Consider the following 12325-nt stretch of genomic DNA (forward strand, 5'->3'; position numbering starts at 1 on the left):
GTATGACCCGCCCTTTACCAAAAGACAACTGACGTTCCGCCCCTTTTCCCGCAAAAACGGCAAAAAAAAGCCCCCTCATAAGGGAGCCTGTCATTTACGATGTCCACCGAGCTTTTTTCCAGTCGGCATACGCCGAAAGAAGCAAGTTCAAATGGCGCGGGATCTGCACTTTCAGGTTGTATTCTTCCACAATGCGCTGACGGGCAGCCGCGCGCACGGGGCCCATGGCATCAGATCTGGCCAACAATTCCGCCGTGATATCGGCAAGCATGCCGTAATCCCAGAAGTCGCACAGGAATCCATTCTCGCCGTGCCGAACCACTTCCCGGACGGGTTCCGTATCCGAACTCACCAGCAGGCAGCCGCAGCTCATGGATTCAAACAACCCCGCCGAAAGCGCGAACGGCGCCGTAAAATACACATGCACCGTGGAAGCGCGCAGCAGCAGCCGATACTCTTCGTAAGGACGGAACCCTACAAAATGGACACGCCGGGGATCGACGGGTACCTCTTCCCGAAGGCGTTCCAGCGAAACGGCCTGGTCGCTCCCCTGCCGCTCCGACGCCATAATCAACACATGACACTCAGGGCGTGCCGCCAGCAATCGGGGCAAGCTCCTATAAAACTGGGGGAAACCGCGAAAAGGCTCCAGCCCCCGGCCCGAAAACGTCACCAGCTCCTTGACAGTGGAGAGATCGCAACCTTCGATGCGGAAACGCTCAGGTTTCGGGGAAAAGAAATCCGTGTCCACACCCTCGTGGACTACGTGAATATGCTTTGCAATCTGCTGCGGATACTGCTTTTTTTGCCAGCTTGTGGCCGTGACTGCAAGATCACATTCCGCCAGCGCATTGAGCTGGCAAAGGTTACGGACGCGGCTCTGGGCAAACTCCACGGCGGGCCGGGGTGCCCCTTGCGTGAAAAAGGTATAATTGGCTCCTTTCGTGTAATACCATTCCGCATACACGGCATGGAACGCCTGAGGGAAAATATCCTGCACGAAAAAGCTGCATCCCCACCGGGGATGGGCATAGACGATATCCGGCTCAAAGCCGCTCTGCTGCAACCTTAACAGCGCATTGGCGAAACGTGAGCCGTAACGCATCATCTGCATCAATTCCCGCTCGGCCCTATCCTCCGACATGACCGGCTGGACACCGGAAACCGTCAGATTCCGAACGCCGGGAATCCGCACATCCCTCCTGCTCCGCTCCGAAAGGAACACGACTTCGTTGCCGGGAAGCCCACCCAAGCGCGCCGCCAGATACCGAAACGGCCCCGGAAACGTATGATGCAGAAAAAGGATGCGCATATCCCACCGATCCTTCGTTATCACTCCATCAGACGTTTTCGTCTGCAAGGCTTCTGACGAACTTTTCCCCCGCAGGCGTCTTCAAATATTCACGCAACGCGTGTACCACATGCTGATCATACTTCGCCGATTCGGATTCCAGAATGTGCAGGGCCACGTCCACGGACTTGGCGTTGCGGTACGAACGGGGCCGGATCAAGGCGCAGAACGTATTCGCAACCGACAGAATGCGGCCATGAATGCTGATCTTGTCCCCATGCAGCTTTTCGGGATACCCGGAACCGTCCAAAAACTCGTTCATCTGGGAAATGGCTTCCACGACGGGCAGCTCAAAATTGATGTTCTTCAAGGTGTCCCGAGCATATTCCACATGCCGCTCCATCGCCTGACGCTCTTCCGGCGTGAAGGCGCCGGGCTTCGTCAGCAGCTCACGGGGCAGCTGCATCTTGCCGATCTGCGACAGGCTGGCCGCCGTGCGGACGGTGCTCTCGTCTTCCTCGCTGAGGCCGAGGGTCTTGACCAAATCGCCGCCCAAGTTCGCCATATACGAGGACTGCCCGCCCAAGTACGGGTCAACGGCCTCAATAGCGTGCATGAACGCGGCGATGGTCTGCCGCTCCATACGCTGGTTTCGCTCCTGCGCGTCGACAAGCTGCGTAATATCGCGGAACACCGAAACCGTCCCCGTGATTACCCCGCTTTCATTGCGGTACGGCGAACATGTGATCTGATAATGGTACTTCTTCGACTGCAGCCACATCACGTCCTTGAACATGAAAGATTGCCCGCTTTGGATGGCCACGTCCAACTGCTTATACAGCCGCAAAGCGGTATCGTAGCCAAAAATCGCCGCGCAATCCATGCCTACAAGCTCTTCATCGGAACGCCCGACCATATGCGCGAACGCTTGGTTGGCATACTGAACCATGCCGCCCTTGTCGGTCAGGACGATGCCGTCCACAAGCGCGCTGTTGATGCCGTCGAGAAGCTGCTTCTGCTGGTTGGAAATCTGATACAACTGGAGCAGCTCGGCGCTTACATTCCGGGCGTTGCGTCCCACAAGCCACCACCAGACGGCCAACAGAGCCAGCAGCACGACCACAACCGCAATGACCGCCCATATGACAATCGCATTGCGCTGCGACAGGAAGGGCTTGAGCGCGGCTGCCACCGGCACTTCCTGTACGACCAGCCACGGCAGTTCGGGAACCTTCACGCCGATGCTGTATACCGCTTCATGAGAGCCGGACGCCCCTTCCCTGATCCCGAACGGCAGGCTGTCGTTCTGCCCCAGCTGCCAACCGGGCAGGTTCTGGATATCCGCGGACAAGGGGAGAAGATCCTGCAATTTGTCCCCGACGATCTGGAAAACATGGGTAACGCCGAACGAGCCCTCACCCTTCACTGCATCAATGGTTTCGCCAAGACGGGAAGACACCATCAGGGACAGCAGGAGCGTAGCTACCGGCTTTTCCGATCGGCCTTCAACATACTGGGGGGCGAAGATGGGAACAACCAGATCAAGAACCAGCCCATTGCTGGTCTTGCGCACGGGCAGGATGCCCAGCTTGCCCGACTCGACCGTCTTTCGGATGCCCTGCTGCTGTTCCAGCGAGAGCGCCGGTGGCGTGACGTCCGTGGAAAGGTACGTCTGGGCGTCCGTGTTGGTGATACGGGCGCGCAGGAACCCGGAATAAGAGATGAATTCCTGCAGAAGGTTCTTCATGAGCGGAAGCTGAGAGGCCAACTGCGACAGATCATCAATCCCAGAGGAGCTGTCGCCGGAGGCATTCAGGAGCGTGGAGAGATCATTGCCAAGCCCATTGACTTCCGACGCGAACAGCCGGAAAAGATCCGCGCTGATCAGACGGTTGGCCTGATTCTGCATGGAATTGAACCAAAGCGAAAGCGCGCTGGCCTTATTCTGGGCCGTAAACTGCAGACGGCGTTCCACATCCTGCTTGAGGGACGTTTCCGCCATATTGATGTTGAACCATGCCAGACTGCCCGCAGCGCACAGCACAAGCACAAGAATGACAGCCATAAACCAGCCCATGCGCCTGTACGCCGCGGACTTGTTTCCCACCTTAGACTGGGGAATGACTTGCTCCATAACGCCCCTCTCTTTATCCGTTCCACTCGTCTGCATGGTTGTCCACTACACGTCCCAGCCGGAGCCCGTGAACTAACGGCCCGTCTTTTTAGGAGCAGAGGGCTTCAAATGCGCCCAGCGGTACTCCTCGTTCACTGAAAATTGCGGCCGATAATGCGAAAGCCGCCTATGCGACAAGACCGCGTTGCTCAAATTGTCAAGTATCCATGCGTCCCCGTCCGAATAGAAGACGAGGACGGCATGGTCAAGATTGCGAAGCGTATCCTTCAGCACGACGATCCGCATCTTGGAAGCGGGAATGCCCAAGTCACGCAGCGCGAAATACTTGGCGATGGCGAAATCCTCGCAGTCGCCCGACTTCCGAAAAAACTCCGTAGGCGCCGCCCAGTAGTCCATAAGGCCCCATACATCCATATCAGTACGGTAAGGCCAGCGATTGATCAACACGTTCACGGCCTTCGCCTGCTCAAGCGGCGACAGGCGCGACAGTTTCGCCTTGATGTCCTTCCACATGCCCTGTCCGGGGAACTGGCGTTGAGCCACGTATCCCGGATTTTTCCGCTCCTTTTCCAAAACGGAAGTCCATTTCGGCATATTCCCTATCTTGCTCCGCATCTCCAGCGTACCGAACAGCCGTATAGGGCCGCCCTCTTTCCGTTTTCCAGCCGGGGCCGCCTGCGCCTCCGGTTCCCGCGCTGGCTCGGCCGGGGTTGCGGCTGGAGGCTGGGACGGTGCCGCATTCCGGGCATCCCCCGCCTTATTCCTGTTTGACAGGAGCGAACCGACGGAACCCCGCTTGAGAAGTATTTCGTCGCCGTCATTCGAAGCGAACGCGCCGGGTTGCGGCAATCCGACGAAAATACTTAATGCAAGCAAGCCCGCGAGAATACCAAGCCACCTCCAGCGGATCATTTACCTTTCCCGCAAGGCGTTCTGCCGGGCCTTCAAAATCGGCTTCAAAATATAGTCAAGAACCGTCTTCTTCCCCGTCAGGATGTCCACGGTCGTCACCATGCCGGGGATGATCGGCAACTGCTCCTTGCGGTATGAAATGGCATTCTTATGCGTGCGAACCTTGACCAAATAGAAGAACTCGCCGCGTTTGTCCTCAATCGTATCGGCGCTGATCTGCTCAAGCTCGGCCTCAAGCCCCCCGTAGATGGAAAAATCGTACGCGGAAACCTTGACCATCGCCTTCTGCCCCGGATGAAGGAAGGCCACGTCCGCCGGGCGGACACGGGCCTCGACCAACAGGGTATCGTCAAGCGGCACAATTTCCATGATTGCTTCGCCGGGCTTGACGACGCCACCCACCGTATTGATGTAAATCTGCTTGACGGTGCCCCGGACGGGGGATTTCAATTCGGTACGAGTCACCCGGTCGCCGCCGGCGGCGAGGGTTTCCTTCAACGAATTGAGTTCCGTACGGCGCTTGCTGATTTCGGCGTTGATTTCCGCTTCCATTTCCGCCTTGCGCAGCGTCAGGCGCTGTTTCGCCTCCTCTGCGGCGGCCTTCGCCTTGGGGATGGAGGACGCCAGCGACTCGATATCGCCTTGCAGCGACACGACCTTTTGCTCAAGGCCCAAGTAGTCGACGCGGGAATAAATCTTGCGCTGCATCAGCGGCGCGGCGATGTTCCGCTGTTCAACGGCAAGCGCAAGGCTGCGTTCGGTCTGGCGTTTCCTGCCGGTCAGCTCTTCGACTTCGCGCGAGCGCTGCTCATACTGCGATTGCAGCAGGCCCATTTCGGCGTTCTGCTGCTGTTCGCGGGCGTGGAAGATAGCCATCTGATCAGCGATGGCCTGCGGGTGCGAAACCGAGAGTTCTTCCGGGAAAACAGGCGATTCGCCTTTCAGTTCGGCGTCAAGGCGGATGATCGAAAGCTCATTCTCCAAGATCCTGTTCTGGGCGTCGCGGTACTGACTCTCGGCAAGCTTGTTGTCGAGCTGTGCAAGCGGCGTGCCCTTTTCGACGATTTCCCCTTCCCCGACCAGAACGGCCCCCAGAATGCCGCCTTCAAGATTCTGGATGATCTGCGTGCGCTGCGAAGAGATCACCTGCCCGTTGGCATGGGTCACCTCGTCGATTTCGGCAAAATTTGCCCAGATCCCCAAAATGAGGAAAAAGAGCCCGACAGCCAGTGAAAGGAAGCGCGCCCCGAGGCGCGGCTTGCGCGCCAGTGCGGCTTCCACCTCATTGACGTAGGGGAGCTCCTCCGAACCGATGGCCTGAGTGCGGGTATCGTTTGGGAGTTGAGGCTGTTGCGGTTTTTCAGATTGCTGCGGCATGACTCAATCCTTACTGTTCGGTCCGGGGCGCGGGCTGCTCGCGCAGGCGGCGCAGCACTTCGTTCTTCGGGCCATCCGCAATGATACGCCCACCTTCCATAACGATGAGCCTGTCCACGAGTTCCAACATGCTCAGCCGATGCGTGATCAGAACCAGCGTCTTGCTGCCCATTACCGCTTTGAGGCGGTTTTTGATCATCTGCTCGGACGCATTATCCATGTTGCTGGTCGGCTCGTCGAGGATCAGGATGTCCGGGTCCCGCACCAACGCACGGGCCAGAGCCACGGCCTGACGCTGGCCGCCGGACAATGCCATGCCCCGCTCGCCGACCTGCGCCCCGAAACCGGCCGGGTTGGAACGGATGAATTCCGTCACCCCCGCCAGCGTGGACGCCCGCAGAATCATCTGGTCGTTGATGGTGGGATCGCCGAGCGCGATGTTATCCCGAATCGTGCCGTAAAAAAGCACCACGTCCTGCGGCAGGAAACCGACCCTGCCCCGAAGATCCGCTTCGGCAAGCTGCCGGATGTCCACGCCGCCGAATTTCACGGCGCCGTCCCTAGGCTGATACAACCCGATCAGCATCTTGCCGAGCGTGGACTTGCCTGAGCCCATCCGCCCGACGACGCCGACCTTTTCGCCGGGCTTGATGAACATGGAAATATCCGCGAGAGCCAAGCGTTCGGCACCGGGGTAGGCAAATGACAGATCCTCAAACGAGAACGAAGCGCTCAGTTTTCCGAAGTCGACGTATTCGTTGTCGTTCTGCCCTTCGGAGGGAAGCTGCATCAACAGATCCAACGCCTGCAGGGACATGCGGGAATTCTGCAACCGGGTGAGAAGGCTTGCGATCTGCATCAGTGGGGCCATCGCCCGGCCCACCAGAATGTTCGAGCCGATGAGCCCGCCCATCGTCATGGCGCCGTCGGCGATCAGGTAGACGCCCCAAATAACCATCCCCACGGACACGGCCTGCGTGACCAGCGTGGAAATGGTAATGGCGAGGTTGTTGTACTTTTTGGCGACGCTGCTGGCTTTGGCCGAGACACCGACTACCTGTTCCCAGAGGTGCAGCATCCGGCTTTCGGCCATGCACGCCTTAAGGGTTTCCAGCCCGTTGACCAGTTCGACAAGCAGCGCGTTCTTCTGCATATTCTGCTTATACCCCTGCTCCGCCGTGCGTTTGCCCACCTCCTGCAGTGCGATGCCCGTAATGATGAGCACCGGGATGGCGCATAACGGCAGAATCACCAAAGGACCGCCGATATATCCCAGCAGGAGCAGTGCCACCACAAGGAACGGCAAATCGATAAACGCCAACAGGGTTGAAGAGCTGAAAAATTCGCGTAACGACTCGAACTCGCGCAGGTTGTTGACCAGTGCGCCGGTCGATTCGGGTTTGGCGTCCAGCCGCATGGTCAGCACTTTCTGCACCAGACGGCTGGAAAGCACGACGTCCGCATTGCGGCCCGCCACATCGACGAAGTAACTGCGCAGGTTGCGCAGCAGGAAATCGAAAAGGTAGGCTATCAGGATGCCTATGGCCAGCACCCAGAGCGTATCCACCGCGTTGTTGGGGATCACGCGGTCGTACACGTTCATCACGAACAAGGGGCTGATGACGCCGATCAGATTGATGACCACGCTGGCAAAGGCCACATGGCGGTAGATCGGCATGTAATAGAGCAGGACATCCCAGAACCAGCGCTTCCCCTTGAGAAGCCGGATGCGGTCGGCCCGTTGGTCAAGCCGGGCCTCTCGCGTGGCGAAGATAGCGTATCCGCTGTACTCGTCCGCCAGCATCTGAAGGGGAACGGGCTGCACGCCCTCCCCCGTTTCCGGGAAAATCACCTCCGCCTTTCCGTCATCCATCGCAGTAAGGACGCACGAACGGTCACGGGACAACAGGAGGATGCACGGGAGCACCAGCGTGGAAATGTCCTGAAGGCTCTTCCGATAAACGATCTTCCCCTCAAGCCCCGCACGCTTTGCCGCGTGCAGGCAGGCCCCGGGGGAGACACGTCCCGTCCCGGCCAGCCCCGCCATCAGAAACGCCGTGGAAACGGACTTGCCTCGGAGCCGCAGCAACGTAACCAAGCTATGCACCAGCGGCGGGATAAAATCCACATCCGAAGGCGACAAACCGTCGTTGACCAGCGGGACAGGCTTCTTCTGTTCCGGCATATCGGGCTCTCCCCCTTTCGGGGGCTGCATCACATCAGCCATGCGGATACTCTCAACGCAGGAACCTAGCGCTTTTCCTGCTGATTTCTGGGCGATTCATAAAGCGGATCTTCCTTGATGCCCAGTTCGGGAAGCAACATGCCCGTAAGGGCATACAGCCTGTACGCGCCGACAACCACGTTGCCATTGGCCGTCGTGTACTCCGTGGAGGAGTTGAAAAGCTCGCTTTCCGCGTCAAGCACGTCAAGCAGGCTTCTTTCACCCAGCTTGAACTGCTCAAGGTAGGCGTCGCGCGTCGCCGTGTTGTAGGCGATAGCTTCCTCATAATACTTCTTCTGTTCCTTGGCCGCCAGATACCGAGTCCATGTATTTTCGATTTCCAAGGCCAATTCGTCATGAAAATTATACAGCGTCTCCGTGGCCATCCTCGTGCGGGACTCGGCTGCTTCGGTTCCGGCCTTGTCCGCGCCGCTGTTGAACAGGTTCCAACGCATGACAAGCCCGGCGTCCATACCGGAAGTCCACTGGCTGCCGGGGCCGCTGCGGTCGGAGTAGGAAGGGCCGACTTCAAAATTGATTTGGGGATGGTAGGCGGATTCGGCCAGTTCCTTTTCCCCGCGCGCGGCCTTGATGTCGGACATATAGGCCTTCAGCTTCGGGTTGTTCTTATCGGCGACCGCTATCACGGCGTCATAATCGGGATACATGGGGTCCGGGACATGCACTTCCGCCAGCAAAGCGGGCACGGGCTTCCCGGTCAAACGGATGTAGGAAGCCTCCCCTTCCCGGAGCGAAGCCTCGGCATCGGTGAGCGTGCTCTGGGCGCGGGCCAAGCGGCCTTTGGTCTGGGTCACGTCGGCGGAAGAACCGGCCCCAAGCTCCACGCGTTCCTTCTGGGAATCAAGGATCTCCACATGCTGCCTCACGTTATCCTTGGCAAGCTGGAGGATTTCACGGCGGCGGAGCAGATCCACATGGGCGATGATGGCGTCCAGGGCGAACGACGTGGCGTTGTCGAGGACACGATAAGTCATGGAGTCGACCGTCGCTTCGCCCGTACGGACGCGGCTGCGCGTGGCGAAACCGTCCCACAGCGGCTGCGTGAGCGTAAGGCTGATGCTGTTGGCCGCGTACATATCCTTATCGGCATTCAAAGGGCGCGTCGTCGTATTGCTCAGCCGGCTGGCGCCGGTACGCCCCACGACATCGACGCTCGGCCCCCATCCAGCCTTGGCCCTGCGGAGCTCATGACGGACGACGTCAAGGTTTTCCTGCATGACCTTCAGGCCGCGGTGGGACTGCAAGGTATCCTCAACGGTTTGCTTTACGGTCACTTCCCCCGTGACCGTTTTCCCCGCTTGGGCCTGAGCGGAGGCCTTTTCCTGAGAAAAAGCCGCTTCTGGCGACCACACGAGCCCCAAGCCCCCAAGAAGCAACAGCATCCTCAAGTGCGAAGACTTCATTCCCTATTCCCCTTTTCATTATGACGGATTTGCTCTACAGCTACCGATGTGCCTTTCAAAGTTCTTTTTACTGGTAAGAGTAACCGAATAACGTATACACGATAGAAACATCGATGTACAGCGCGAAATACATTTCGCTCCCTGGCGCGATCTTGCCGAGAGGAACAATGATCTCTCACCCATTTACGCAGCCTTTAGATCCTCTGCAATGCTTTATTAGAAAATTAAACCGATTAGAAGAAACCTTTTCAGTGTCTCCACTTTCGGAGCTTGAACAGGAAGGGGCCGTACGCCGTATGCGTTTTGCCGTCGACGCAGGCTTGAAGGCAATGAAAGACCACCTCGCAACATCAGGGCACCTTCCCGATGTGCCCACCCCGCCCGCCGTCCTTGCCGCCGCGTGGCGGAGGCGGATCATCTTTAACGGGCACATCTGGATGGACATGCTTTCACGCAGGAGCCAGCTTGCGAGGGACGACTCGCCGGAAACGCTCCGGGCAAGCATGGAAGAGCTGGAATCCCGTTTCCTCCCCGAACTCATCCGCCTTCGGGACTGGCTCATCCAGCATCCTTGCTCCGGGGAAAGAAAGCAATGACAAAAAAAGCGGCCGCGCCCCCTTGACGGGGCCTCCCTTTTTGTGGGAGTCTTTTTCCCACGGAGTTACGTTATGATCGTTTCGTTTGCGCACTTTTACTATTATTATTCGGGATACCAACCACTGGCCCCGGATCGGATGTGCTGTGCGTAAATGAGACGTTCCGCAACACATTGAGCTTTGTTCAGTAAGGACAAGCCACCGACCTCAAAGGGCCGGTGGCTTTTTTTGTACCTTTTTACCGCCGGGAGAAACCGTGATGTTTGCCGCCCTGACCAACCTGCCTATGGATGGCGCCGTGGGAATTGCCCTCGTTTCCATGTTCGTGTCCTTTTCGGTGTCCCTATTTGGGCTTCTCCGCAATGTGAAACCGGCGAAACGCCGGATGGAGCGCAGCCATGACTGAGATCCTGCTCTGGGCCGGTTACTTCGCGGTCTTTGCCTTTCTGGTGCATAAGGGACGCAGCAAGGACGCCGTGCTCAGCGGCTCCGTCGGGTTCGGCGTGCAGGCCTTCGCCTACGTCGCCACCTACATCTCGGCGGTGGCGCTCGTCGGATTCGGCGGGCTCGCCCATGCCTACGGCCTGCAAATGCTGCTCGTGGCCGCGGGCAACGTCTGGTTCGGGACGTGGGCTGTCTACCGTTTCCTTGCGTGGCCCACGCGCAAATGGCAGGAACGCCTCGGCGCGCGTACCCCGGCGCAACTGCTCGGCCTCGGCCACGGCTCACCCAGCCTGACAAGGGCAATGGCCTTTGTCTTCGCCCTGTTCCTCGGCGTGTACGGCTCGGCCGTCATCAAGGGAGCCGCCCTCCTGCTGGCCGAAATCCTCCCCATGCCCGTCTGGGCGCTCATCTGGCTGGTGGCGATCATCGTGGGGCTCACCGTCTTCATCGGCGGGCTGCGCGGCGTCCTTTACACCGAAGCCATGCAGGGCGTCGTCATGCTCGTGGGCATGCTCATGCTCGTGGGGGCCATCTTCTCCAAGGTCGGCGGCCCGTGGGAAGGCATGCAGGCGCTGGCGGCCCTTCCCCCCAGCGATCTCGCCAACAACGGGTTCGTCTCATTGTCAGGCGGGGAACGGGGGCTGTTCATCCTCTCGCTGGTCGTCGTGACCTCCATCGCGGTATGGGCCCAGCCGCAGATGATACAGCGCCATTTCGCCATCGCCGATCCGCGCCAGCTCAAGAAGACCACGCCGCTCGCCATGTTCATCCTGACGGTGCTCGTGGGCGGGGCCTACTTCGCGGCCGCGCTCTCCCGGCTTATCCTGCCCGAAGCCGCCAGTCCCGACGAGGTCATGCCGCGTCTCGTCCAGATGCTGCTCCCTGAGTTCGCCCTGCATATTTTCGTGCTGGCCATCGTTTCCGCATCGCTGTCGACGGCCACCGGCATCTACCACATCGCGGTGTCCGCCCTGTCCGAAGACCTGCGCGGGAGGCCCAGCAGCCGGCTTTCGTGGTTTACCGGCATCGCCGTCTGCGTGCTCGTCAGCGGTGGGTGCGCCCAAATCAAGGGGCAACTCGTCGCCCTGCTCTGCACCACCAGTTGGAGCATCGTCGGCGCGATGGCGCTGGTGCCCTACGTCGCCCTCGTGCGCTTCGGACGCCGCAACCCCTTGGCAGCATGGGCCAGCGCCGCGTGCGGGTTCCTCTCCTGCCTCGCATGGTACCTGATTGCCTACGGCCCCACCGCCATCTGGGGGCCGCAGTTCGGCCTCATGGCTGCCGGCATCCCGCCCTTCTTCGTCGGCTTCATCTTCTCATGGATAGGTTGGATCGCGGTTTCCGCCCTGTCCGAATCCCCTGCGCTGGAACAGGGAGCCTAACATTCAGGGTGGGCGGCGTGGCCCCGCCGTCCGCCCCGGCGCTTGCGGATGCCACACTTCCCCTTGACTCGGAAGAAAGCCGGGACTTCTGCCACGACGCTTGCAGGCTCCACATCGAAGCGCTATAGCGGAAAAAACACACCTGAAGGATCGCTTTGATGAATCAGCCTGAAATCAATATTCGTATCCTGGATCTGAACGGCACGCGCATGGCCCAAACCGAACGGACACTGCACCGCCATCTGAAGCAACATGCTGTCGAGGCCCGCATCACCTGCGTGGGCTGCGGGCTTGAAATCGCGCGGCAAGGATTCACAAACGCGACGCCCGCCCTGCTTATGAACCAATACACTATTACTGAAGGTAAGGAGATCACGGAAGAGGCTATCGAAACCTTCTGCAAGCAACTCCTTATCTGGATCGAAAAGACACAAAACGTCGGCAGCCGCTAGCGGCTTTTGAGAGAATCAGCAGAAAGGCATTGGGAAGGGGCAAGCCTTCCGGTGAAGGCTTCCAGATTTTCCAATCTCAAATCCACAGA

General features: G+C 59.1%; 10 protein-coding genes. 4 read left to right on the forward strand and 6 right to left on the reverse strand.

The genetic code is table 11. The features are described 5' to 3' along the window. Positions 1-94: 94 nt before the first annotated feature. The 6 genes from ACZM8Y_RS10365 to ACZM8Y_RS10390 form a co-directional block, all read right to left on the reverse strand. The gene (locus ACZM8Y_RS10365) at positions 95-1312 is read right to left on the reverse strand and encodes a glycosyltransferase (protein WP_337432101.1); all 1218 of its coding nucleotides are present in this window, start codon (positions 1310-1312) and stop codon (positions 95-97) included. 28 nt (positions 1313-1340) lie between these two features. Continuing rightward, entirely contained in the window at positions 1341-3425 is a 2085-nt protein-coding gene (locus ACZM8Y_RS10370; protein WP_482332969.1) for an HD domain-containing phosphohydrolase, read from the reverse strand. Between the two features lie 72 nt (positions 3426-3497). Continuing rightward, complete coding sequence (locus ACZM8Y_RS10375) at positions 3498-4337, reverse strand: transglutaminase-like cysteine peptidase (RefSeq protein WP_482332967.1); 840 nt, start codon at positions 4335-4337, stop codon at positions 3498-3500. Then, a complete protein-coding gene (locus ACZM8Y_RS10380; protein ID WP_479858311.1) occupies positions 4338-5714 on the reverse strand; it encodes an HlyD family type I secretion periplasmic adaptor subunit in 1377 nt (458 codons plus the stop codon). A 10-nt stretch (positions 5715-5724) separates the two neighbouring features. Beyond that, positions 5725-7941 (reverse strand): type I secretion system permease/ATPase, encoded by a 2217-nt coding sequence (locus ACZM8Y_RS10385; RefSeq protein WP_302551986.1) that lies wholly within the window; start codon positions 7939-7941, stop codon positions 5725-5727. Between the two features lie 23 nt (positions 7942-7964). Further along, positions 7965-9362 carry a TolC family outer membrane protein gene (locus ACZM8Y_RS10390; RefSeq protein ID WP_302551987.1) on the reverse strand — a complete coding sequence of 466 codons (1398 nt, stop codon included), beginning with the start codon at positions 9360-9362 and terminating at the stop codon, positions 7965-7967. 167 nt (positions 9363-9529) lie between these two features. Between ACZM8Y_RS10390 and ACZM8Y_RS10395 the strand changes: the two genes are divergently transcribed. The 4 genes from ACZM8Y_RS10395 (at position 9530) to ACZM8Y_RS10410 (ending at position 12236) form a co-directional block, all read left to right on the forward strand. Beyond that, positions 9530-9958 (forward strand): nucleotidyltransferase substrate binding protein, encoded by a 429-nt coding sequence (locus tag ACZM8Y_RS10395; RefSeq protein WP_308771379.1) that lies wholly within the window; start codon positions 9530-9532, stop codon positions 9956-9958. A gap of 256 nt (positions 9959-10214) precedes the next feature. Beyond that, a complete protein-coding gene (locus tag ACZM8Y_RS10400) occupies positions 10215-10364 on the forward strand; it encodes a hypothetical protein (protein ID WP_302552007.1) in 150 nt (49 codons plus the stop codon). Then, a complete protein-coding gene (locus ACZM8Y_RS10405; RefSeq protein ID WP_479858308.1) occupies positions 10357-11784 on the forward strand; it encodes a sodium:solute symporter family protein in 1428 nt (475 codons plus the stop codon). The genes ACZM8Y_RS10400 and ACZM8Y_RS10405 overlap by 8 nt, the downstream gene beginning before the upstream one ends. A 158-nt stretch (positions 11785-11942) precedes the next feature. After that, positions 11943-12236, forward strand: coding sequence for a hypothetical protein (locus ACZM8Y_RS10410; protein ID WP_479858307.1), 294 nt, complete (start codon positions 11943-11945; stop codon positions 12234-12236). Positions 12237-12325 lie beyond the last annotated feature (89 nt).

The organism is Bilophila sp. (assembly GCF_057864385.1).

Excerpts from the sequence above, each read along its gene's own strand:
- ACZM8Y_RS10365 (WP_337432101.1), bottom strand. The coding sequence starts at position 1,312 with ATGCGCATCCTTTTTCTGCATCATACGTTTCCGGGGCCGTTTCGGTAT.
- ACZM8Y_RS10370 (WP_482332969.1), bottom strand. The coding sequence starts at position 3,425 with ATGGAGCAAGTCATTCCCCAGTCTAAGGTGGGAAACAAGTCCGCGGCG.
- ACZM8Y_RS10375 (WP_482332967.1), bottom strand. The coding sequence starts at position 4,337 with ATGATCCGCTGGAGGTGGCTTGGTATTCTCGCGGGCTTGCTTGCATTA.
- ACZM8Y_RS10380 (WP_479858311.1), bottom strand. The coding sequence starts at position 5,714 with ATGCCGCAGCAATCTGAAAAACCGCAACAGCCTCAACTCCCAAACGAT.
- ACZM8Y_RS10385 (WP_302551986.1), bottom strand. The coding sequence starts at position 7,941 with ATGGCTGATGTGATGCAGCCCCCGAAAGGGGGAGAGCCCGATATGCCG.
- ACZM8Y_RS10390 (WP_302551987.1), bottom strand. The coding sequence starts at position 9,362 with ATGAAGTCTTCGCACTTGAGGATGCTGTTGCTTCTTGGGGGCTTGGGG.
- ACZM8Y_RS10395 (WP_308771379.1), top strand. The coding sequence starts at position 9,530 with ATGATCTCTCACCCATTTACGCAGCCTTTAGATCCTCTGCAATGCTTT.
- ACZM8Y_RS10405 (WP_479858308.1), top strand. The coding sequence starts at position 10,357 with ATGACTGAGATCCTGCTCTGGGCCGGTTACTTCGCGGTCTTTGCCTTT.
- ACZM8Y_RS10410 (WP_479858307.1), top strand. The coding sequence starts at position 11,943 with ATGAATCAGCCTGAAATCAATATTCGTATCCTGGATCTGAACGGCACG.